Genomic DNA, 22,562 nt, shown 5'->3' with positions numbered 1-22,562 from the left:
GATGACCGCACAGACCGGCCGCATCGCCCTTGTCACTGGCGCTTCAAGGGGGATTGGGCGTGCCTGCGCCCTGGCCCTCGCCAAGGCCGGCGCGCAAGTCATCGCCTGCGGCCGGTCCAGGGCGGCGCTGGAAGAGCTGGATGACGAGGTTTTTGCCGCCACCGGCCAGCACGCTACGCTCATTCCGTTCGACATCACCGATAATGACGCCTTTGACCGCCTGAGCTCCGTTCTTTTCGAACGCTTCGGCCGCATCGATGTCTTGGTCCATGCGGCCGCGATTTCGGGCACGCTCAGCCCGGTCACGCACCACGAACCCAAGGATTTCGACAAGGTTGTCGCCGTCAATCTCGGCGCCACCTGGCATTTGTTGCGCGCCCTGGAGCCGCTTCTGCGCCAGTCCACCGCCGGCCGCGCCATTTTCCTGACCACGGGCGCCAGTGTGACCCAAGGCCGGGCCTTCTGGGGCCCCTATGGCGCCACCAAGGCCGCGATGGAAACCCTGGTCCGCGCCTGGGCCGATGAAATCGAGATCACCCCCATCCGCGCCGCCATTGTATCGCCCGGCGCCATGCGCACTCGTATGCGTGCTGCCGCCTATCCGGGGGAAGATCCGGAAACCCTGCCGCTGCCAGCGGAAATCGCGCCGCTTATCCTTGAACTTGCCGATCCCGGCAAGGTGCCGCCGCTTGAAACAATCAGCTTTCCCGACTGGAAACTCAAGGCCGCGCAATACGCCTGAAGCGGGGTCAATTTGATTTGATTATCAATCATTTTGCGTAAATTCGCTTCCATTTTGTCCTAAATCGGTTCAGAATGGCAAAATGAACACTCATACGCCCCCCGCCTATCCCAAAGCGCAAAGCGCTTCCATGCTCGAAGAACTCGGCAAGTATGTCATTGCCGAGCCTTACCCCTTCGTGGTCGATCTGGCCAATAGTCAGGGCATGACTCTGGCCACGGTGGATGGCGATCGTATTACTGACTGGTGCGGCCTCTATGGCTCTAAGCTTCTGGGCTACAATCACCCGCGCCTGTTCGAGCCGGACTATGTCCGCGAACTCGTCCTGGCCGCCAATAACAAGATGGCCAATCCGGATTTCCTGACCCCGCAATGCCTGGCCTATTACCGCTTGTTGCACCGGTTGGCGCCCGTCTGTATGCGCGACCAGCATGTCGAGGTCTATGCCGTCAATTCGGGGGCCGAGGCCGTCGAAAATATGATGAAATATCTCATCAATCTGCATAACCACAAACAGCAGGCCAAGGGCAGGACGGTTCTAAACCATCGCTTTATTTATTTCGAGCAAGCCTTTCATGGACGTACGGTTTTTGCGCTTAACATTACCAATCTGACTCACGATCCGGTTGCGACCAGGGATTTTCGCGGCATCATTCACGGCAATCTTCAGGTGCCGTTTCCGGAATATGACGCGCGCCGCTCCAATGCCGAAAATGAGCTTGAAGTCGACCGCTGTCTGACCCTGATCGAAACATTCATGCGCACCCACCCGGATGAAATCGCCGGCGTTATTCTGGAGCCTCTGCAAGGCGCCGGCGGCCATCGTCTGGCCCTGCCGCGTTTCTATCAGGGCCTGTCCAGGCTCTGTCACGACTATGACATCGGCTGGGGGCTGGATGAAGTCCAGACCTCTGGCGGCCAGACCGGCGCTATCTTTTCCATCGATCTGTTCGACGTCCCCTGGCCGCCGCAGGCCATCGCGGTCGCCAAGAAGTTCGGCAATGGCGCCGTCTATATGCTCAACCCGATGGAGGATGTCGGCGTACTCGATTCCACCTGGGGCGGGACGCTCGCCGACATGGTGCGTTTCGTGCAGGAATGGCGGATTGTCGAAGACGAAGGGCTGCTGGATCAGGTGACGGCCAAGGGTAGCTACCTGTTTGATGGCCTCAATCAACTGGTGGAGCGGTTCCCTGATCTAATCAGCAATGTGCGGGGCCTGGGGCTCTATCAGGGCTTTACAGTCAACGACAAACGGAACAAGGGTCGCCTGGTCGATCTGGCACTGGAAAGCGAGAATCTGCTTCTGCTCGGCGCCGGCACCGACAGCATCCGCTTCCGTCCGCCGCTCGATGTCACCATTGCCGATATCGATGCCATGCTGACCAAACTGGCGCGCGTTCTGGAAAAGCTATGATAAAAGCCCCGGCACAACGCCGGGGCTTTTATTTTATTTCCTGGGTTTCGCTCGACCACCCGGCCCTGCGGCGCCCGGTTTGGTGCTCGGTCCCATGGCCCTGGCTTTTACCGCCTTGGCCTTGCTGACCTCAGCACGGTCCTTGACCACGACCTTTGGCTTGGCCGGCGGCGCCCCCTTCGGCTTCTGGCGGACGCGATTCGGGTGCGCCGGCTTTTCGCCCGGTTTGGACTTGGGCTTCGAGCGAACACGCGGCGGGCCAGAGGTTTCGGACGCAGCCCCTTCATCATAGGGATTGGTGGTCGAATTGGCCTTCACAGTCAGGCGAATTGGCACACCCGGCATATCAAAAGATTCACGTAAACTATTGATCAGATAGCGCGTATAGTGATCCGGCATAGCGTAGGCGCGCGCCGCGAACAGCACAAACGTGGGCGGCCGCCCTTTGGTCTGGGCCATGTATTTCGGCTTGATCCGCTTGCCACTGACGGCGGGCGGCGGATGGCGCTGGATCGCCAGGGCCAGCCAGTCGTTGAGATCGCGCGTCTTGATCTTGGCCGACCAGTTGCGATAGGTCTTGAGCACGGCCGGCATCAGGCGTTCCAGCCCCCGGCCGGTGGCGCCGGAAAGCGTCACCAGAGGCGTGCCACGCAGTTGCGGCAACATACGCTCGGATATTTCCACAATCTCATTCAGCCGCGACTGGGGATTCTCGACCAGATCCCACTTGGATACAGCATAGACCAGCGCCCGGCCTTCGCGCTCGACCAGATCGGCGATCTGCAAATCCTGCACTTCAAAGGCGTTGGCCTCGTCCATCACCAGAACCACCACCTCTGCAAAGGTAATGGCGCGGATGGTATCGCTGGTGGACAGTTTTTCCAGCTTCTCCTGCACCCGCGCCTTACGGCGCAGGCCGGCGGTATCGACCAGGCGAATGGTACGGCCTTCATATTCCCAGTCCACAGAGATGGAATCACGGGTAATGCCGGCTTCGGGGCCGGTCAGAAGGCGATCCTCGCCCAGCAGCTTGTTGATCAGGGTCGATTTGCCGGCGTTCGGCCGACCGATAATGGCTATGCGGATCGGCTTGGTATCTTCATCCTCCGCCTCATCGTCTGCCTCCATGAAGTCGCCTTCAAACATCTGGCGATACTTTTCGGTGGCTTCGTAGAGTTCGGACATACCTTCGCCATGCTCGGCCGACAGGTGGATCGGCTCACCAAAGCCCAGGACGCGCGCCTCCTCGGCGGTGGCAGCCGCTTGGTGCCCCTCGGCCTTGTTGGCGATCATGACAACCGGCTTGTCCTTCTTGCGCAGGATATCGGCGAAGATACGATCGAGCGGCGTCACGCCTTCGCGGGCATCGACCACGAAAAAAGCCACGTCGGCCTCTTCGATGCCGCGTTCGGTCTGAAGCCGCATCCGCGCCTCCAGGGAGTGATCACTCAGGTCTTCAAAACCGGCGGTATCGATCAGTTCCAGATCGATATCACCGATACGGCCGGTGGCGTAACGGCGGTCGCGCGTGACACCGGGCTGGTCATCAACGATGGCCAGCTTCTTGCCCGCGAGGCGGTTAAACAGGGTCGATTTGCCGACATTGGGCCGGCCGACAATGGCTATTTTTAAAGGCATGGCCGCCTTATAGCGAAAAACGCTCAAATAGCCACTTTAAAAGCATAGCCGCCATTTAGTCGGATTACCGGATCGCCACCAGCTTGGCGTCGTCGGTGACGACAAACAGCTTGTCACCCACCACGATCGGCGCAATGAAGCCGGCACCGCCGAGCTTGATCGTTTCCTGGCGATCGCCGGTCTTGGGATCGAAGGCCACCGCTTCTCCCAGGGAATTGACCATCACCAACCGGTCAGAAGCCAGAACAGGCCCCACCCAGAGCGGAATCTTGCCGACCTTCTTTTCACGACCCATGCCGAAGAAGCCCTTCTTGGTCTTCTGGAAGCCGACATTCAGATCCTTGATCCAGTAGACCTGGCCGCTTTCGCGGCTGACACAGATCAGTTCGCCCTGCAGGCTGACCAGGAAAACAACGTCACCGGCCACCCAGGGCGAGTTGATGCTGTCGGTATCGACCTTCCATGCCGGATTGCCGGTCTTGGCGTCCATGGCCTGAAATACGCCCGAATGGCTGGCGGCGAAGACGGTGCCATTATAGAGCACCGGACGACCGGAAATATCACGGATTTCCGACAGGGCATTAGTGCGGCTCGATTGCGCCAGAACCTGCTGCCAGACCGGATCGCCCGTGGCAGCGTTCAGTGCCACCAGTTCGCCGGAAGAGAACGGCGCATAGACGATGTCGCCCGAAACGACGGGGGCTGATGATTTCAGCAGTCGCGCCGGCTCGGCAATGGCCTGATAGGTCCAGACCATTTCGCCGGTATTGCGGTCAAAGGCAAAAATCTGGTTGTCGACATCGCTGGCGAAGACATAGCTGGCATTGACGGTCGGCGCGGCATGAAGCTGCGTATCGACGACCTTTTTCCATATTTCCGCGCCGGTGGCGGCATCGAGCGCCTCGACAAACCGGAAGCCCGAGGTGACGTAGAGCTTGCCATTATCCAGCGCCAGGCCGCCGCCGAAGGCCGTCTTGTCGCGCTTGTTGTGCGGGTTGAGGTCGATGCTCCACACCTGGTTGCCGGTCGCCACGTCATGGGCCGAAACCCGCGCTTCGCCGTCCATGGTGTAGATCAAATGCCCGTCGGAAACCGGCTGGGCCAGAACCTCGCCTGGTCCCTTGCTGGGCGTACCGATAGATTTGCTCCACGCCACTTTAAAATCTTTGGCGGCCGCGGCATTCTGCACCAGGGTGTCAGGTCCGCTTGCCAGCGGCCAGTTCGCTACGGGCGCGGCCGGCGGCAGGTAATAACCGATCCCTTTCAGGCTCTTGGAAGGTTGCAGCTTTTGTTCGAAGGCCACGATCGAGATACGCTGCCCCTGCGAGGCAACCGCTCCCTGATCACTATTGCGATCCTTGAACGGGTTCAGCTTGCTCGCCGTGGCGCAGCCGCTCAAGCCTATAGCCGCAACCACCGCCAGAACCACCAGGCTGGCGCCACTGCGCTTGACACCTTTAAAATCAACCATCGACAAGCTCATATGCGGGGTTTCCATAACAAGAATTCTGACTGAGACCGGCGGACGCCTGGCCCTTAGCTTATTGCGCCGGTGCCTGTGCCTCTTGCGGCACGGGCATTTGCGGCATGACCGGCATGGGCGCTTCCGGCAGCTTGATCATGGCCTGGGCCGTGCCGATGGCACCGGAATCGATGGCGGCAACAAAGGCAGCAGCGCGTTGCTTGACGCCATCCGGCGTACCGAGCGTGACGGAAAGCACCTGCAGATCACTGCGGGCGCCCTTGACGTCACCGGATTGCAGCTTGGCCATGGCAAGCGCTTCCTTGGCCATGGCGGCAAAGGGACGCTTTTCCTTCATTAGCGGCTCAAGGCGCTTTTGGGTGTCGGCCAGGCTGCTGGTATCCATGGCTAGCAAGGCAGCCTTGAGAGCGGCGGCATCGCTGATCAGGGCGCTGTTCGTCGCTTTTGCCGCCTGATCCAGGTCGGCAATGGCTTCCGCCGTCTTGTTGTCTTCCAGCGCCAGGCCGGCCAGTTGCTGCAGGGCCAGTGACTTGTAAGTGGCGTTGCCGGCCTTTACTGTCGCTTCAAGCTGGGTTTTGGCCACGGCCTTGTCGCCCTTGCCGAGCGATTCGACAGCCTGCCCATACGATTCAGACGCCTTGGCCGCAATACTGGCCTGCCAGCTTTGGTAGCCCCAGACACCCAGCGCAATCACCAGAGCCAAAACCAGCACGCCGGCCACCCAAGGCCAGGTTTTCTTGACGATGCCGATCCACTTGTCGGCGCGCAGGTTCTCTTCGGTTTCGTCAAAAATGTCGCTCACGGCGAATCCTTCATCAATCATATCATCGGGGAATGCCCGTCAGGCGCTCCAATTCGGCGCGAACCTAACCTTTGGCACGGGTGAACGCAACCGGATACAGCGGCGCGGCCGTGAGCCTTCCCCCAAAAATCTCTTAACTCTACTTATTTAGCAAAATATGTCTCTTCTGGGGCGGGGAAGCTACGGTCCCTGACATCTTTCGCATAAGCTTCCACCGCCGCACCAATCTCTGTGCGCAAATCGGCATAATGGCGGACAAATTTCGGCGTCCAGTCGAACAGGCCCAGCATATCGTCGGTCACCAGAACCTGCCCGTCACAATCCGCAGACGCGCCGATACCGATGGTCGGAATGCTGACGAGCTTTGTGATCTCCGCCGCCAGATCAGCCGCCACGCCTTCGACGACAATGGAAAAGGCGCCCGCGGCTTCACTGTCCTGAGCTTCCTTGATAACCTTCAGGCGTTCAGCCTCGGTGCGTCCCTTGGCTTTAAAGCCGCCATCGACATTGACCGCCTGCGGGCGCAAGCCGACATGGCCCATGACGGGAATACCGCGTTCAGTCAGGTAGCGGATGGTGGCGGCGACGGTCGGGCCGCTTTCCACCTTCACCGCTTGCGCGCCGGTATCTTTCAGCAGGCGCACGGCGTTGGCAAATGCCTGTTCGACGCCGGCTTCGTATGAGCCGAACGGCATATCGACGACGACGAACGCCGTATCAGCCCCGCGCATGACGGCCTGCCCGTGCAGGATCATCATGTCCATGGTCACGCCGATGGTATTGGGAAGGCCGTGGATCACCATGCCCAGGCTATCCCCCACCAGCAGGATATCGCAATGCGGGTCCATGATCCGCGCCATCGGCGTGGTGTAGGCGGTCAGGACAACCAGGGGAATTTTCCCTTTGCGGGCCCGGATCTCAGGTGCGGTCAGGCGCTTGGTTCGGCTGTGGGCGGTTTGGCTGCTCAAGGGTAACTCTCTCGTTTAGCGCTGAAACTACCCGGCATATCTAAAAGCTAGATGGTTTCTTCTTGGGAGTAGGCGTAATACAGCGCCAGACACGCTAAACATAGTGAAAAACTGACCCAGAAGAAGATCGGCGTTTGCATGATGCCGAGATAATGCACCGAAGAATAGAACAGATTGACCGCGTTCTTGCCGATGACGTCGAAAAATTCGACGCCGGCACGGAAGGTCTGGTCGGTTTCGACACGGGCCATCCGGCTGCCACTCAGGACTTTTTCACCGAAGGACCAGTTGGGTACGCGCACAAACTGCGCCAGGGCGTAAAGTCCGCCCACTACACCGGCCAGGGCCACGAACCCTTGGCGCAGCCACAGCTTCAGCCGCAGGCCGCGCATCACGCGCGCCTCGAAGGCCGTCGCATCCTCATAAACGGGCGTTGCCGCGAACAGAGCGCGCATATCATCGTCTTCCAGTTTCATATCGCTCATGTTCCGGTTTCCAGTACGGGAGCAGGTTTGGCGTTCAGAATGGTCTTCAACTGTTCCATCGCGCGTTTGATATGGCTTTTGACCGTACCCAGCGGCAGCTTGAGTTCGTCGGCGATTTCCTGATGTGACAGGTCGCCGCTGAAATTGAGCGTCACGCACAGCCGTTCCACAGGTTTGAGGCGATTTAGAGCCGCATCGAGATTGTGGGCGCGGAATTCGCCTTCATTCGCCGCAGGCTCAGGTTCAAAAGCGCTCATATCGTCAGTCAGCAGGTATTTTTGATTCGCCCTCACCTTTTTCAGATAGCGGCGGGAGGCGATCCGTTTAAGCCAGCCAACAAAGGCACCGTCAAAACGGAACTCCGATAAATGCTCATAGGCACTCATGAAGGCTTCCTGCGCCATGTCGTCGGCATCCGGCCCTTGCGCGCCCATGCGTCGGATATGGGTCCGCAGCAGGCTGCCGTGGCGACGCACCAGTTGGGCGAAGGCCGACTTATCGCCGCCCAGGCACAGGCGCACGAGATCGACATCGGACTGCCGCGTCAGGTCAGGCTTTTCACTTGCCAGGCCCATGTTTGAGTTTGCTCCGGGTTGCCGCGAGAGTTTTATTTCTTGCGATTGCCGATAATGCCGAGAATCAGCAAGGCAACCCCGATAAAGCCAGGAATGGCAGCGACACCAGACAACTTGCCTAGGATGAAGCTGTGATTGGCCAGGTCGAGCGCAACCAGGCCCAAGGCAATCGCAATCAGGATAAGGCCGGAACGGATGTCATTGGCAGGCGTTTTGCGAGCCTGCATGTTTTTGAGGTTTTCGAGAAATTCCGGCGGCAGGTCGGTTCCCTTCTCGATCGCCATGCGCAGGGTCTTCTGCACCTCCGTCCGCCCTTTGTGACGGAAATAGAAGACGATGGCGACAATAGCGACAGGCATGCTGAGCGCCAGAACAACGGCCAGAATACCGGTTAAGCTGTCCATATCCATTTAAACACTCCTTTTGACTTCGGGACGCCAATAGCGCCCTTTGAATAATAGGAGGCGCGACACACACCTTTTGGATGCAGAGAGTCGCATTAAGTTTTCGTAATCAAATAATTTCGCACCCACACTTGCATTCGATCATATTTCGTTATATCTAATTTGCATCGAAAGCGACGCACTCATAGATTTAAAGAATCTGCAATTTCGATATATCGAGTTACGCACTATATATAACAAAGGAGACCTCATATGCGAGGCATTTTTTTTCACCGTCGCGGACAGGGCGCTTGCGCTGACCGTAATTTCAGCCATCGGGACGGCTTTGGCGGCCCCGGTCATCGTGGTTTTGGCGCCGGTTTCGGCGGCGGTCTTGGCGGTCGCGGCCGCGAAGGTTTTGAACGCGCTTTCGATCGGATGCGTGGCGGCAGGGATGGGCGTGGCTTTGGTCACGGCGGTCTTCGGCTGGTACTGCTCAAACTCATCAGCGAAAAGCCCAGCCACGGTTACGAACTGATCAAGGCCATCGAGGACCGCTTCAACGGCGCCTACAGCCCCTCGCCCGGCGTCATCTACCCTACCCTGAGCTGGCTGGAAGATGAAGGCTTCATCACCATTGCCCCCAATGAAGACGGCCGCAAGTCCGCGACCATTACAGAAGCCGGCATCGCCCATCTGGCGGAAAAAGCCGAGCAGGTCGATCAGCTATTCTCAATGATGGACGGACAGCGTGGCGAACACGGCGACTATGCCCCGCTCTTCCGCGCCATGGCCAATCTCAAGGCTGCCCTGCGGGCACGCGGAATGCGACCGATGAACAAGGCCGAGATCGAGGCGGTGGTCGATCTGATCGATGAAACCGCCAAGAAGATCGAAAGACTGTAACCATGGATGCGCTGACCGATGGGCGTTCGGTTACCCGCGTCCGTTATGAAACCCGCCGCCGTGAACTGACCGTCACGCAGGTGAAGGCGGTTACGCCTCACCTGCGGCGCATCACGCTTGCCGGCGACTTCACCGGCTTTCAGAGCCTGGGTTTCGATGACCATATCAAACTGTTCTTTCCTGATCCGGATACAGGCATCCTGATCCTTCCGGAGCCGGGACTGCCGCCAGGTGATGGGCCCAAGCCCATCATGCGCGACTACACGCTGCGCCGGTTTGACGGGCAGACTCTTGATATCGAGTTTGCGCTGCATGAGGCCGGGCCGGCCACCACCTGGGCCACGAATGCAAGGATCGGCGACATTCTCAATATCGGCGGGCCACGAGGATCAATGTTGATTTCACCCACCTTTAACCATTACGTATTGATCGGCGACGACACCGCCCTCCCCGCCATCGCGCGACGGCTGGAAGAACTACCGGAAGGCACGAAGGTCTGCGTAGTGGCCGAAGTGGATGGACTGGAAGACCGCGTATCTTTTGAGACAGGGGCGGAAGTCCATGTCCATTGGATCTATCGCCAGGGTAGCCACGCCAACTGTCTCAATGACGCGCTCAAGGCCATGCACCTGCCGCAAGGTATTGTCCATGCCTGGGTGGCGTGCGAAAGCACACAGGCCAAACTTATCCGTCAACAATTGATCGATGATCACGGCGTCAACCCGTCATGGATCAAGGCGTCGGGTTACTGGCGACATGGCGACGCCGGCGCTCATGAAACGATCGACTGATTTTTAACTGAAGTTGAGATAAACAACGCCTATACTGGCGTCAAAGGTTGGGCATGCTATGCGTTTATCATTATCACTTCTGCTGGCATTTTCGCTGTCCATTCCGGGCACGGTACTGGCGGCGGATCTGTCCGGTCACTGGCAACGCTCAAACGGTCAGGCACAAATCGCTTTTGCGCCCTGCGCCGGTGGCCAGTCCGTGGGGGTGTGCGGTACGATCGCCTGGCTCAGTCCAGCCGTCAAAACGAAAGCCCGCATCGGGGACAAGGTATTTTACGACCTGATCCCCGATGGCGCCAATAACTGGAAGGGCAAGGCTTACAGCCCAAGGGAAGGCAAGACATACGCGGCAACGCTTAACCTTAAGGGCACCACCCTTTACAGCCGTGAGTGCCTGCTCGGTGACCGCATCTGCCGCTCCGAAACCTGGACGCGCGTCAGATAAGCAGGGCCTTGAGTTCCGCGCTGTCCGGCTTGAACCCGGAAATAACCTGTCCGTCTTTCTCGAAAATCGGCCGCTTGATCATCGACGGCTGGGCCATCATCAGCGTTATGGCCTTTGCCTCGTCCAGCCCCTGCTTCGCGTCATCGGGCAGCCCCTTGAAGGTGCTGCTGGCGCGATTGAGTACCTTTTCCCAGCCCAGCTTTCCCGACCATGCCTTGAGATGCGCGGCATCGATGCCGGCCTTCTTGTAATCATGGAATTCATACGCGACGCCATTGGCCATCAGCCAGTTGCGCGCCTTCTTCACCGTATCGCAGTTCGGTATGCCGTATAGAATCAGAGTCATGCCCGACTGAATGCCTGTTTTTGGCTGTCTCGCCAATGACTATTTTGCCGCCCGCCTCTGCGCCCACATGGCATTTTTACCCGCCAGGCTTTCTAATTCACGGGGGCGGGCTTTCAAAGGAGCATAGTCATGCCGAAGGAAACATCCGGCCAGAAAAAGAAGGTCGAAAAGGTCATGCACGAATTCAAGAAAGGCGATTTGAAAAGCGGCAGCGGCAAAAAGGTCACCAGCCGCAAGCAGGCGACCGCCATAGCCATGCATGAGGCGCACATTCCGAAAAGAGGCAACAAGTCGCACAGCCACGCGCATCACTGACCGTTCATATTCATGAAACGGCGCCCTGCGGGGCGCCTTTTCATTTCAATCCTGTTGCGGAGTGTCAGGACTGCATCAAAGCGGACTTAATAGAGCCCTTCTGATTTTTCATTTTCGCACGGCTTCATGGCCTTACCGAAACTGGAATCCCGACATCATGCGTAAACACAGCCTCCTGACCGCTACAGCCCTCGGACTGGTTCTCGGCAGCGGAGGGCTTGGCACGCAGGCACTTGCCGAAACCTCGATTTCGACCGCCACCACCACGCCCCTTGTCACCAGTTCAGCTGGCGATCTTACCGTCACTTCCGATGGCTCAATCACACTGACCAGCGGCACGGCCATTACGGTGGACAGCGACAATTCGCTTGATTTTGAAGGCAGCATCGCCATGTCCGGCTCGGAGTCGAGCTCGACCGGCATTCTGATCACCGACTTTCCCGACCGTACCAAGGGTCTGGTTCTGACCGGCGACATCACGGTCACGGACGATTACACGGCCTCGGATACCACAAGTCTCGACGGGACCGAAGACGGCTACACTGACGCGCCCTGGGCCGAAGGCACCGGCCGTTACGGCATCCATTCCACCGGCGCATCGCCTTTCGTTGGCGACGTATATATCACAAGCGATTCCGTCATCGACGTGGAGGGCAACCAGTCTTACGGCATCCGCTTCGAGAATCAGATCAAAGGCGCCTTCACCTATGATGGCGCCATGACGCTGATCGGTGATAATTCCACAGGCATTTCGCTGGAAAAGGGCGTTACCGGCAATGTCTATCTGTCCGGATCGGTTGGCGTCCTTGGCGCAAACGCGTCAGCGATCACGCTTGCAGGTGATCTGGGCGGCAACCTGATCATCGACGGTTCATACAGCGGCACGGCCTATAGCTCGACCTCAGCGCTGACTCAGGCCGTTTATGAAAACCTGATCCCGGCCAATAACCTGCTTCAGGTTGGCCCTTTGGTCAGCATCGCCGGCAATGTCGCTAACGGCGTCCTGTTTGGGGCTTCCGTGACCAGCACGGATGACAGCAATACAGATGAGGATGGCGACGGCCTGACCGATACGGTCCAGTCCACGGCCAGCCTGACGCAATATGGCTCCGCCCCCGCCCTGGCCATTGGTTCTGCCAGCAGCGACATTACCCTGGGCGGCCTGACCTATGCCTCGACCGCCATCGATCCCCCTTCTGTCAATTACGGATTGCTCAATCGTGGAAGCATCGGCGCTTACGGCGTGCATCCCGGCGTCAATGCCACCGCCCTGCAAATCGGCGGCACGGGCTATCCGACGACGATCGAGAACGGCATAGGCAATGCCGGCAGTATCACCGCCAGTTCTTACGGCGGAAACGCCACCGCCATTTCCCTGCTGAGCGGTGCCACGACCCCGCGTCTGGATATCGACGGCACCGTCACCGCCACCACGACGCGTTACCTCACCTCCGCGGAAGATGCAGATGGCAATACGGTCTATACGGTCTCCAATGTTGGCGAGGCGACGGCCGTCAGCATCGCGTCCGGCGCCACCCTGCCGGCCATCAATGTCGCCGCCAGTTCCGGCATCTACGCCTCGTCTTCCGGCTCGACCGGAAGTGCCACCGCCATTTCTGATACCTCCGGCACCTTGACCTCCATCAGCAATTCCGGCACGATCAGCGCCACCATTACCGCGAGCGATGATGACGGCGACGGCACGACGGATACGATCACCGGCAAGGCCACTGCCATTGATGTGAGCACCAATACGACCGGCGTTACCATCACCCAGACAGACAACAACGCGACCGACAGCGATGATGACGAAGCGATCGCCGCGCCTTATATTTACGGCAACATCCTGTTCGGCTCCGGCAATGACACCCTGTCGTCCTCCGGCGGTTACATCTACGGCAATGTGGATTACGGCGCGGGCACTGGCAGCTTCAGCCTGACCAATGATGCCGTCTATCTCGGCAAGCTGACCTCGTCCGGCGACATCGCCATGGATATCGACAGTGGCGCCAGCGCCGGCCTGCTGGCTGGCAGTTCGGTCCGGATGAGCACCCTGCATGTCGGTTCGGACAGCAGCATGGCCCTGACTTTGGCCGTAGATACGCCGACCGTGCCAATCCTGTCCGGCTCCGGCGCGGTGGCCTTTGATGACGGCGCCAAGCTGTACCTCACTCTCGACAAGATCCTGAGCACGCCGACCAGTTTCACGGTCCTGACCGGTTCCAGCATCAGCCTGGGAGACATGACCACCTCGACGCTGGACGGTTATATTCCCTACCTCTATCATTCCGACCTGACGCTGAATGATACGGATACAGTGCTGACCGCCAATTTCCGACTGAAGACGCAGGGCGAAGCCGGCTATTCCAGCAACCAGTACGCCGCGCTTATGCCGGTTCTGGTGGTGGTGGCCGAGGATTCCGGCGCCCGGTCATCCCTGCTGGCGGCTACCGACAAGGACGCCTTTGATCAGGTCTACAACCAGTACCTGCCAGATTATTCCGGTGAAAATCTGATCTCTCTGTCTGTCGGTTCGGCCTCGCTGAATCGCTCCTTAAGCAACCTGACCCTGATCCCGGACAATAATGGCGGGCAGTACTGGCTCCAGGAATATGGCTACGCCATCAATCGCGCCTACAGCGACACGGCCGGGTTCAAATCGACCGGCTTCAGCTTCGCCGGCGGCCGCGAAAAACAGGTCTATGGCAACCAGATGGTCGGCACCTATCTCTCCATTACTTCCGCCTCGCCCCGCGACACCTTCGCCCTGGCGGCGGAGGGGATGTCCAATTCTGATCTCACGATCGGCGCCTACTGGCGCCTCAACACCAGTGGTCTGAAAGCCTGGCTGCACGCCGGCGCCGGCTACGACACCTTCAAGAGCACGCGAAACATCCTGACCACGACCGTTGATCATGTGGCAACGGCCAAGTGGGACGGTTATTCGGTCAGCGCCGGCACGGGCGCCTCGTACGATTTCCTACTTGGCAAATGGGCGGTCACGCCTGAAGTCCTGGCTGACTACTACCAGCTTCATGAAAATGACCATACGGAAAGCGGTGGCGGCGACTATTTCGATCTTACAGTGGGGGCGCGTGACGGGCATTTGCTGAGTTCCACGGCCCTGCTCAACCTCAGTTACAGGACATCATTCCTGAAGCCGGAAATGTGGGTGGGTTACAAGCAAAACATATCCGCCACCCTGCCAGACACGGTAGCGAACTTCACCGGCGGCGACAGCTTTACCCTGGTGGGCGGCAATATCGAAGGCGGCGGCCCCGTGGCTGGTTTCCGCTTGTCGGCCGACAATCCCTACAGTTACTTCTCGATCGAAGCCGAATACCAGGAACTGCCGGAATATACCAACACCTCGGTGTCCCTGCGCACGCGCTTCCAGTTCTAGGATCACCCCGGTCTACATGGTGCCCGCGGTCATAATCATCCACCCGACGACGAATATGGAAAAGCCGATGATGACGACCGCGCTCCATGGAAACCTATCCCGGCTGGACGCACCTGAACCGGGGTCCGGCGGCAATATTGCAGACATAATAGCCCTCCTGATTTTGAACAGCCGGGACAGCATGTGCGCATTCGGATAAAATGCCGGTGCGGCAATGATCATACGGCGTAAAAAAACGATGCGGCGGCCCCTTTCCCGCTTATCCGCTCGTTATCCCTGGGCCGCCATCAGGGCCGCCAACTGGATGGCGGACAGGCTGCCGATCTGGGTGGGTGTCAGGTAGCTGATCTGCTGGGGAGTCAGGGCCTCGATCTGATAGGTATTCAACCCGCTCAGGAAGGTCATCCCCAGAACTGACATCGTCGTTGTCGTCAGGCCGCTGATCTGGATGCCGGATATCGCCGCCATCTCGCCCGGTGACAGATAATCAAGCTGCGTCACCGTCAGAGCGCCGAACTGGCTGGAAGACAAGGTCTTGAATTGCGTCACCGTCAGAGCGGCAATCTCGTTTGTCGTCAGGTTGGAAAGCTGCGTCGCCGACAGGCTGCCGACCTGCGTCGTCGTGAGCGCTGCGATCTGGGCCGTCGTCATGGCGCGAAGCTGCATCCGCACCAACCCGGCCAGTTGCGTTGTGGTGAGAGAAGCAATTTCCGTAGTGCCCAGGGCGGAAATATCCGCCTCCGAAAGCGATCCGATCTGTGTCGCGGTCAGGCCAGCCAGTTGCGTCAGGGTCAGGGCCTCGATCTGAGTTTCGGTGAGGCCGCTGATGGCATCGGTCGACAAGGCGCTGATCTGGGTTGAATTGAACGCGCCCAGTTGATCGAGCGACAGCGACGCCATTTCCGTTGCCGTCATGCCGCTGATGCCGGTGTTCGAAAGGGAGGCGATCTGGGTCGTCGTGATCGAATCGATATGCGCTTCGAGCAGGGTTGCCACGCCTGTGCCGGACAGCGAGCCGAACTGAACCATCGTCAATTGCGAAATCTGCGTCTGGGTCAGGGCGTTGATGACGGTGGTGGTCAAGGCTCCCATCTGCGTCTGGGTCAGGCCGGATATTTGGGTGGTGGTCAGCGCGGCCGTCTGGCCTGAGGTCAGTCCGGACAGGCCACGCGTGGAAAGCCCACTGATCTGCCCGGAGCTCAAGGCCGCCAGTTGGGTTGTCGACAGGGCGTTGACCCCGGTCGACACCAGACCGGTCAGTTGCGTCGTCGTCAGACTGGCCAGTTGGTTGGTGCTGAAGGCGCCGATATCGGTGGTCGAAAGCGCGCCCATCTGATCGGCCGTCAGCCCCTTTAGCTGGGTCGTGGTCAGCGCGCCGATCTGAGCCGACGTCAGGCCGCCTATATAGGTCGTGGACAGGCCCGATAGCTGGGTGGCGCTCAGTCCCTTGAGTTGGGTCGTCGAAAGCGCCGCTACAAGCTCCGCCGTCAGCCCGGCCATGCCGTTGGGCGACAGGCCGGAAAGCTGGGTCGATGTCAATGACGCCAGTTGCGTGGTTGTAATGGCCGCGGTTTCGGTTGTGGTCAGCCCTGACATTTGCGTCGAGGTCAGGACGGCCAGTTGCGCTGTAGTCAGGGCTGCTATGCCGGTGGCCGCCAGGGCGCCTAGCTGAACCGAGGTCAGGGCCTTGAGTTGCGTGGTCGTCAGGGCCTGCAATTGCGTTTCCGTGAAGCCGCTGACCGCCGTCACCGACAGGGCCGCCATCTGGGTTGTCGTCAGCGCCTGGAGCTGGGATGATGTCAGGACGGCCATCTCCGTCGTGGTCAGCCCTTTGAGCTGCACGGTGGTCAGATTGCCAACCTGGGTCGTCGTCAGTCCCTGGACCTGGGTGGTCGTCAGATTGCCGATCTGGGTGGTGGTCAGGCCTTTCAGTTGCGTGCTGTTGAAAGCGGCGATCTGCGTGACATTCAGATCCGCCACGTCTTCCGTTTCCATGGCCGCCACCTGCGTGGCGCCAAGGGCCCCTATCTGCGTGGTCGTCAGATTGCCGATCTGGGTTTCCGTCAAACCTGAAATCGCGTCCGGACTAATGGCAGCCATCTGGGTTGTCGCCAAAGCGCCGACCTGGGTCGTCGTCAGGGCGCCCAACTGCGTATAGGTCAGACCGGCAACCTGGCTGGTATAGAGGCTCGCCACCCCTGTCGTTGTCAGGCCGGATAATTCATCCGGGTTCAGCGCACCGATCTGTGCCTGCGTCAGGCCATGGATCTGGGTCGTGGTCAGGGTCGACAGATGCGTGGCATTCAGTGCCGCCACCTGGCTGGTGGTCAGCGAACCAAGCTGGGTCGAGGTCATGGAGATCAGTTGCGTCAGGGTCATGCCGGCGATCTGATCGTCGTTCAGCCCCTGAATGCCATCGGTTGATATCGCAGCAAGCTGCGACGTGGAAAAGGCCGATAGCTGTGTCTGCGACAGGGCCTGCACCTCGGTTGCGTTCAGTCCCTTGATCTGTGTGGTCGTGAGCGCCATCAACTGGGTCGTGGTCAGGCCCTTGATATTAGTTTCATTCAGATAACCTATCTGGGTCGAACTGATCCCGCGTAGCTGGGTCGTGGTCAGGGCCGCGACCCCGTCCGAAGTCAGCCCGCCGAGGCTGGCCGTCGCCAGGGCACCGACCTGGGTCGAGGTCAGCACGCCCAGTTGCCCGGCTGTCAGGACTTCAAGTTGGGTCGAGGCCAGGCTGCTCATCTGCGTCGTCGAGAAAACGGCGATATCCGTCGTCGATAGTCCGGCCACCTGCGTTGTGGTCAGGGCCGCGATGAGGCTACCGGTCAGTCCCTTGATTTGGGTTGTGGTCAGGGTGGCGAAATCTGTCACGGACAAGCCAGTTATGCCGGTCTCCGACAGCCCGCCGAGCTGGGTGGAGCTCAGGGCGTGCAACTGGGTAGCGGTCAGTTCGTCCACCTGTGTCGATGACAGGGTGCCGAGGGCTGTCAGGCTGAGGCTGGCGACCTGGCTGGTCGTCAGGCTGGCGACCTGGCTCTCTTCCAGCGCCGCAATACCGGTCGTGGTCAGGCCGGAAATATGGGTTGAGGTCAGGCCAGCCAGCAGGGTGGTGGAAAGCCCCCTCACCTGGGTTTCGGTCAGGGCGCCGATCTGGGTCGAGGTCAGGCTGGAAACCTGGGTCGTGGTCAGTTTCGATATCTGGGTCGAGGTCAGCCCACTGACGCCCGTTTCCGACAGATTGGCGACCTGGGTCCGGTCCAGCGCCGCCATCTGGGTCGCGCTCAGGCTTCCGACCTCGTCGGCGGTCAGCCCCTTGAGTTGGGTCGTGGTCAACCCGGACATCTGGAGCGCCGAAAGCCCTTTGAGCTGTGTCGTTGACAGATAACCGATTTCCGCCGCCGTCAGGCCCTTAACCTGCGTCGTGGTCAGAAGCGATATATCTCCGGAAGTCAGGCCGCCAAGTGCCGTTGATGTCAGAACACCAAGCTGGGTCGAGGTCAGGGCCTTCAACTGATCATCACTCAGGGCGTCTACCTGGCTGTCGTTCAGTCCGGCCAGCGCCGTCGTGGTCAAGGCGCCGATCTGGGTGGTATTGAAGGCCGCCAGTTGATCGGCACTGAAGGCGGCGAGACCGGTCGCAGTCAGTCCCCGAATCTGCGTCGTGGACATGCCCTTGAGGATCGTCACCGTCAGTCCGGATATTTCATCCTCGGTCAGGGAGGCGATCTGCTGAGCCGCCAGGCCGTTCAACTGCGTCGTGTTCAGTTCCGCCATCTGATCAGCCGTGAGGCCGCCAAAAGCCGTCACGGTCAGGGCCGCAAGTTGCGTCGATGTCAGGGCGGACAGTTGCTCAGGCTGCAGCGCCCCGGCTTCTGTCGCTGTCAGGGCAGCTATCTGCGCAGTTGTCATGGCGGCGATTTCCGAAGCGCTCAGCGCAGCGATCTGGTCTTCACTGAACCGGGCGATCTGCGTTGCCGTGAGTGACCGGAACTGTGTCGTGGTCAGGCTTTGCAGTTGGGTTGTCGACAGGCTTTCGATACCCGTGCCGCTCAGGGCGGCAATCTGCCGGGTACTCAGGGCCGCCAGTTGATCCGCTGTCAGCGCCGATACCTGCGCCCCGCTCAAGCCACTGATCGCCGTGGCGGAAAACGCATTGATCTGGGTGGTGGTCAGGCTGGCGATCTGGTCATTGGTCAGTGCCTGCATCTGAGTGGAGGTCAGGGCGCCAAGCTGCGTCCGGCTCAACGATGACAGGGCGGTGGTGGAAAGACCGGCCACCTGGTCGGCGCTCATGGCGGCGATCTGGGCAGCGCTGAATACCGCCATCTGGGTCGCCGTCAGACTGGATATCTGCGTATTGCTGAGGCCGCCCATTCCGCCCTTGGAAAGCGCCGCTATCTGGCTGGTGCTTAAGGCCGCCATCTGCGTTTCCGACAAACCGCCGATCGCCGTAGCGGTCAATCCCATGATCTGCGAGGTGGCCAGGCTGCCGACCTGGGTTATGCTAAGGGCCGAGACCTGATCATCCGTCAGCGCACCGGCCTCCGTGATGGTCAGGCTACGAAGCTGGGTGGTCGTCAGGCTCGCCAGGTCGTCCGGATTGAGTTCAGCGATCTGGGTCGGGTTCAGGCTCCTGATCTGGGTGGTCGTCAGGGATTGCAGGGTAGAGGTATCGAAGGCATCGAGTTGTTCGCCCGTCAGTCCCTTGACCGCCGCCGTATTGATATAGCGGATCTGGGTCGTGCTGAGCGCCGTGATCTGCTCGGTCGTGAGGCCGGACAGACCGGAGGCGCTCAGCGCCTTGACCTGGGTGGTTGATAGCAGCGCCATCTGGCTTGTGGTCAGTCCTGACAGATTTCCGCCGCTGAGACCGGCGATAGCGGCACTGCTCAGACTCAAAAGCTGGCTTGCGGTCAGTTCGGAAATCTTGTCCGAGCTGAGACCGGCCAGTTGCGTCGCCGTCAGAACAGTCATCTGGGTAGACGTCAGGGCCGCCAGTTGTGTATCGTTGATGGCGCCAAGCTGGGTCGCCGTCATCCCCTTGATCTGGCTGGTGACCAGGGCCGTTATTTGCGATGCGGTCAGCGCGGCGATTTCGTCATTGGAGAGTGCGCCGATCTGGGTAGTGCTCATTGCCCGTAACAGGGTGGTACTGAGACCTGCCACCTGATCAGGGGTCAGGCTGGCGGCCGCCGTCGTGGTCAGGGCCACGATCTGCTTTGTCGTCAGGACATTGAGCTGGGTCGAACTCAGCGCCGCGACCTGGGTATCTTTAAGTCCGCTCAGGCCGGTGGTCGAAAGCGCCGATATCTGGGTGGTTGTCAGTTGCGATATCTGGTCGGTGGTCAGTGCCTTGATCTGCACCGAGGTCAGGTTATTTAACTGGGACGCACTGAAGCGCCCCAGATCCGACGGATTGAGCGAAGCGATCTGATCCGCACTCAGGGCCTTCATCTGTGTCGTTGTCAGGGCCGCCAGTTGCGAGGCGGTAAATGCCGAAAGGTCTTCTGAGGACAGGCTGGCCACCTGGGTGGCCGTCAGGCCGGAGACCTGGGTTTCCGACAGGCCAGCAATCTGCGTATTACTCAGTTCGGCGATATCGGTGGCATTCAGCCCCTTTAGTTGTGTCGTCGATAATGATCGCAGAACCGTGGTGGTGAGTGAGCTCACCTGGTCTTCGCTGAGCGCGCTGACCTGGCTGGACGTCATGGCCGCCCACTGATCCATCCCAAGCGCGGCCAGTTGCGCAGTGCTGAGTTGGGAAATCTCGCTTGTGGTCAAAGCCGCGATCAAGGTGGTCGGCAGCCCCCTGATCTGCGTGGTCGTCAGGCCGGCGATATGGGCTTCGCTTAAGCCCTTGATGGCGCCAATCGTCAGGGCCGCCATCTGCGTGGCCGAAAGGGCATTAACCTGGGTATTGGCCAGGGTGCCGATATCCGTCGCCGTCAACCCCTTGATCTGGGTCGTCGTCAGGAGCGCGATCTGTGTCAGGCTGAGGCTGGCGATCTGGTCTTCGCTGAGACAACCGATCTGGGTCACGGTCAGGGCGCGCAACTGCGTGGTGTTCAGGCTGCCGATCTGATCCGCCGTCAGCCCCTGCAACGCCTTTGACCCCAGGGCCGATATCTGGCCGGCCGTCATTGCCGCCAGTTGGGTATTGCTGATCGAACTGATGATATCCTGGCCCAGTCCGCCGATCTGGGTGGAGGTCAGATTGCTGAGCTGGGCGGTGGAAAGCGCCTGTAGCTGATCCTGGTTCAGCACACCAACACCAGCGGCCGTCAGCCCCTTGATCTGGGTCACCGTCAGGTTACCGATCTGGTCCGGGCTCAGGGCGCTAACCTGAGTGGTCGTCAGGCCGGCAATCTGGGTGGAACTGATGCCTGACAATTGCGTAACGGTCAGGACGCCAATGTCGTCCGCCGTCAAACCCTTGATCTGCGTCACGCTGAGTGCATTGAGCTGCGTAGACCCCAGCGCCAGAACCTGAGTTGTGCTGAGCGATTGCATGGCCGTCAGGCTCAACCCCTTAATCTGGTCGGTACGCAACAGGCCAAGCTCGGTTTCGGTGAGGCTGTAGACCTGCTGGTCGGTCAGGGCGTTCAACTGGGCCGATGTCAGGGCGCCGACCTGCGTCGCCGACAGGCCGGTCAGGAAGGACGTATCCAGCCCCTTTATCTGTGTGGTGTTGAAAGCTGAAACCTGAGTCTCTGTCAGGCCCGCCGCCTGAACCGGGGACAAGGCGTCGATCTGCGTTTCGGTCAGTCCCTTGACTTGGGTCGCCGTCATCTGGCTGACCCGGCTGGCGCTCAGGCTCTCAATCTGGTCGTTGCTCAAGCCCCGGAGCGCCGTGGCCGAAAGCGCCGTCCACTGGGTTTCATTCAGGTTGCCGATAAAGGTCGTCGTGAGTTGGCTTAACTGAGTGGATTGGAGGTAATAGGCCTGGGTCGAGGTCAGGCCGCTGAGTTGGCCGGCGTTCAGGCCATTTAGCTCATCCGCCGTCAGTGCCCGGATCTGGGTTGAGTTCAGGGCGGCCAGTTGCGTGGAGGTCAGGGCGTTCAGTTGCGCCGTCGTCAGGGACTGCACCTCGGTGGTGGTCATACCCTGGATCTGGGTGGCCGAAAGGCTGGCGAAATCGCTGGCATCGAGCGCGCCCAGGCCAGTCGCCCCCATCCAGTTGATCTGGGTGGAGGTCAGGCCGGACAATTGCGTCGTCGTCATGGCGTCGATGATCGTTGCCGGTAGCGCCTTCATCTGGGTTGAACTCAGCCCCGAAAGTTGCGTCGGGGAAAAGGCGGCGAGTTGGGTCGTCGTCAGAATACCAAGCTGGTCCGCATCCATGCCCTTGATCTGCAGGGTCGAAAGGACCGAAATCTGGGCGGGGGACAGGACCGAGAACTGCTGGGTCGAGAACTCGCCGATATCCGTCGCCGTCAGCCCCTGGATCTGCTGTGTGGTCAGGGCGGCGATTTCCTCAACGCCGAAGGCTTCCATCTGGGCTTCGAGCAATACCGACAACTGCTTGCCGGAAAAGGTCATCTGGCTGGCAGTGAAGGCGGCGATCTGGGTCGTCGTCAGCGCCTTCATCTGGGTGGTGGAAATGGCGGCCAGTTGTGTGGCGTTCAGCGCCTGGATGACCTCGACGCCAAAGGCCGAAATCTGCGTACCTGACAGGGAGGCGATATCCGTCGCCGTCATCGACCGGACAGTGGCCGGCGTTAGGGCGGCGATCTGGCTGACACTGTATGACGAATAAACGGAGCTGACCACGCGCGTACGCTTCCCTGCTACCTTCAAATGGTTAGATTGAAAGGGGCAGCGCAGCCTGCAATGTCAGAAGCCAGGTGTATTTTACAC

Annotated in this window: 16 protein-coding genes; 7 read left to right on the top strand and 9 right to left on the bottom strand. The window is 59.8% G+C overall.

The genetic code is table 11. The features are described 5' to 3' along the window. Position 1: 1 nt before the first annotated feature. Both BLO49_RS00330 and BLO49_RS00325 read left to right on the top strand, forming a co-directional pair. On the top strand, positions 2-742 hold the full coding sequence (locus tag BLO49_RS00330) for an SDR family NAD(P)-dependent oxidoreductase (RefSeq protein ID WP_090642802.1): 741 nt from the start codon (positions 2-4) through the stop codon (positions 740-742). Between the two features lie 82 nt (positions 743-824). Continuing rightward, positions 825-2,159 (top strand): aminotransferase class III-fold pyridoxal phosphate-dependent enzyme, encoded by a 1,335-nt coding sequence (locus BLO49_RS00325; protein ID WP_090642799.1) that lies wholly within the window; start codon positions 825-827, stop codon positions 2,157-2,159. Between the two features lie 33 nt (positions 2,160-2,192). On the opposite strand, the gene der is transcribed toward BLO49_RS00325, so the two are convergent. The 7 genes from der to BLO49_RS00290 all read right to left on the bottom strand — a co-directional run bounded on the left by der (position 2,193) and on the right by BLO49_RS00290 (position 8,520). Next, the gene (der, locus tag BLO49_RS00320) at positions 2,193-3,797 is read right to left on the bottom strand and encodes a ribosome biogenesis GTPase Der (protein ID WP_090642796.1); all 1,605 of its coding nucleotides are present in this window, start codon (positions 3,795-3,797) and stop codon (positions 2,193-2,195) included. A 64-nt stretch (positions 3,798-3,861) separates the two neighbouring features. Continuing rightward, positions 3,862-5,268 carry a PQQ-like beta-propeller repeat protein gene (locus tag BLO49_RS00315; RefSeq protein ID WP_245678802.1) on the bottom strand — a complete coding sequence of 469 codons (1,407 nt, stop codon included), beginning with the start codon at positions 5,266-5,268 and terminating at the stop codon, positions 3,862-3,864. Between the two features lie 70 nt (positions 5,269-5,338). Then, positions 5,339-6,082 carry a tetratricopeptide repeat protein gene (locus tag BLO49_RS00310; protein ID WP_090645893.1) on the bottom strand — a complete coding sequence of 248 codons (744 nt, stop codon included), beginning with the start codon at positions 6,080-6,082 and terminating at the stop codon, positions 5,339-5,341. A gap of 143 nt (positions 6,083-6,225) precedes the next feature. Beyond that, on the bottom strand, positions 6,226-7,050 hold the full coding sequence (panB, locus tag BLO49_RS00305) for a 3-methyl-2-oxobutanoate hydroxymethyltransferase (protein ID WP_090642791.1): 825 nt from the start codon (positions 7,048-7,050) through the stop codon (positions 6,226-6,228). A gap of 47 nt (positions 7,051-7,097) precedes the next feature. Next, a complete protein-coding gene (locus BLO49_RS00300; RefSeq protein ID WP_090642788.1) occupies positions 7,098-7,535 on the bottom strand; it encodes a hypothetical protein in 438 nt (145 codons plus the stop codon). After that, positions 7,532-8,110, bottom strand: a complete 579-nt coding sequence (locus tag BLO49_RS00295; RefSeq protein WP_090642785.1) for an RNA polymerase sigma factor — start codon at positions 8,108-8,110, stop codon at positions 7,532-7,534. The genes BLO49_RS00300 and BLO49_RS00295 overlap by 4 nt, the downstream gene beginning before the upstream one ends. Positions 8,111-8,142: 32 nt before the next feature. Next, positions 8,143-8,520: a DUF6249 domain-containing protein gene (locus BLO49_RS00290; protein ID WP_090642782.1), complete on the bottom strand. Its 378-nt coding sequence runs from the start codon at positions 8,518-8,520 to the stop codon at positions 8,143-8,145. Between the two features lie 246 nt (positions 8,521-8,766). Here BLO49_RS00290 and BLO49_RS00285 point away from each other — a divergent pair, with 246 nt between their 5' ends. From BLO49_RS00285 to BLO49_RS00275, 3 genes are read left to right on the top strand one after another with little or no spacing between them, the layout of a single operon-like run. Continuing rightward, positions 8,767-9,399, top strand: coding sequence for a PadR family transcriptional regulator (locus tag BLO49_RS00285; protein WP_245678801.1), 633 nt, complete (start codon positions 8,767-8,769; stop codon positions 9,397-9,399). A 2-nt stretch (positions 9,400-9,401) separates the two neighbouring features. Then, positions 9,402-10,190: a siderophore-interacting protein gene (locus tag BLO49_RS00280; RefSeq protein ID WP_090642779.1), complete on the top strand. Its 789-nt coding sequence runs from the start codon at positions 9,402-9,404 to the stop codon at positions 10,188-10,190. A gap of 58 nt (positions 10,191-10,248) precedes the next feature. Beyond that, positions 10,249-10,635: a DUF2147 domain-containing protein gene (locus tag BLO49_RS00275; protein ID WP_090642777.1), complete on the top strand. Its 387-nt coding sequence runs from the start codon at positions 10,249-10,251 to the stop codon at positions 10,633-10,635. On the opposite strand, the gene BLO49_RS00270 is transcribed toward BLO49_RS00275, so the two are convergent. Beyond that, positions 10,628-10,981, bottom strand: a complete 354-nt coding sequence (locus BLO49_RS00270) for an arsenate reductase (RefSeq protein WP_090642775.1) — start codon at positions 10,979-10,981, stop codon at positions 10,628-10,630. The genes BLO49_RS00275 and BLO49_RS00270 overlap by 8 nt on opposite strands. A 129-nt stretch (positions 10,982-11,110) precedes the next feature. Between BLO49_RS00270 and BLO49_RS00265 the strand changes: the two genes are divergently transcribed. Beyond that, complete coding sequence (locus BLO49_RS00265; RefSeq protein WP_090642773.1) at positions 11,111-11,296, top strand: DUF6496 domain-containing protein; 186 nt, start codon at positions 11,111-11,113, stop codon at positions 11,294-11,296. Positions 11,297-11,453: 157 nt separating this feature from the next. Continuing rightward, positions 11,454-14,699, top strand: coding sequence for an autotransporter outer membrane beta-barrel domain-containing protein (locus BLO49_RS00260; protein ID WP_090642770.1), 3,246 nt, complete (start codon positions 11,454-11,456; stop codon positions 14,697-14,699). A 270-nt stretch (positions 14,700-14,969) separates the two neighbouring features. On the opposite strand, the gene BLO49_RS00250 is transcribed toward BLO49_RS00260, so the two are convergent. Then, on the bottom strand, positions 14,970-22,475 hold the full coding sequence (locus BLO49_RS00250) for a beta strand repeat-containing protein (RefSeq protein ID WP_090642766.1): 7,506 nt from the start codon (positions 22,473-22,475) through the stop codon (positions 14,970-14,972). Between the last annotated feature and the right edge of the window lie 87 nt (positions 22,476-22,562).

This window comes from Asticcacaulis taihuensis, from assembly GCF_900100255.1.
GTDB lineage: Bacteria > Pseudomonadota > Alphaproteobacteria > Caulobacterales > Caulobacteraceae > Asticcacaulis > Asticcacaulis taihuensis.
Note: the sequence above shows the minus strand (reverse complement) of the source record. Positions and strands in the feature narration are given on the sequence as shown.

Excerpts from the sequence above, each read along its gene's own strand:
- BLO49_RS00330 (WP_090642802.1), top strand. The coding sequence starts at position 2 with ATGACCGCACAGACCGGCCGCATCGCCCTTGTCACTGGCGCTTCAAGG.
- BLO49_RS00325 (WP_090642799.1), top strand. The coding sequence starts at position 825 with ATGAACACTCATACGCCCCCCGCCTATCCCAAAGCGCAAAGCGCTTCC.
- der (WP_090642796.1), bottom strand. The coding sequence starts at position 3,797 with ATGCCTTTAAAAATAGCCATTGTCGGCCGGCCCAATGTCGGCAAATCG.
- BLO49_RS00315 (WP_245678802.1), bottom strand. The coding sequence starts at position 5,268 with ATGGTTGATTTTAAAGGTGTCAAGCGCAGTGGCGCCAGCCTGGTGGTT.
- BLO49_RS00300 (WP_090642788.1), bottom strand. The coding sequence starts at position 7,535 with ATGAGCGATATGAAACTGGAAGACGATGATATGCGCGCTCTGTTCGCG.
- BLO49_RS00295 (WP_090642785.1), bottom strand. The coding sequence starts at position 8,110 with ATGGGCCTGGCAAGTGAAAAGCCTGACCTGACGCGGCAGTCCGATGTC.
- BLO49_RS00290 (WP_090642782.1), bottom strand. The coding sequence starts at position 8,520 with ATGGATATGGACAGCTTAACCGGTATTCTGGCCGTTGTTCTGGCGCTC.
- BLO49_RS00285 (WP_245678801.1), top strand. The coding sequence starts at position 8,767 with ATGCGAGGCATTTTTTTTCACCGTCGCGGACAGGGCGCTTGCGCTGAC.
- BLO49_RS00280 (WP_090642779.1), top strand. The coding sequence starts at position 9,402 with ATGGATGCGCTGACCGATGGGCGTTCGGTTACCCGCGTCCGTTATGAA.
- BLO49_RS00275 (WP_090642777.1), top strand. The coding sequence starts at position 10,249 with ATGCGTTTATCATTATCACTTCTGCTGGCATTTTCGCTGTCCATTCCG.
- BLO49_RS00270 (WP_090642775.1), bottom strand. The coding sequence starts at position 10,981 with ATGACTCTGATTCTATACGGCATACCGAACTGCGATACGGTGAAGAAG.
- BLO49_RS00265 (WP_090642773.1), top strand. The coding sequence starts at position 11,111 with ATGCCGAAGGAAACATCCGGCCAGAAAAAGAAGGTCGAAAAGGTCATG.
- BLO49_RS00260 (WP_090642770.1), top strand. The coding sequence starts at position 11,454 with ATGCGTAAACACAGCCTCCTGACCGCTACAGCCCTCGGACTGGTTCTC.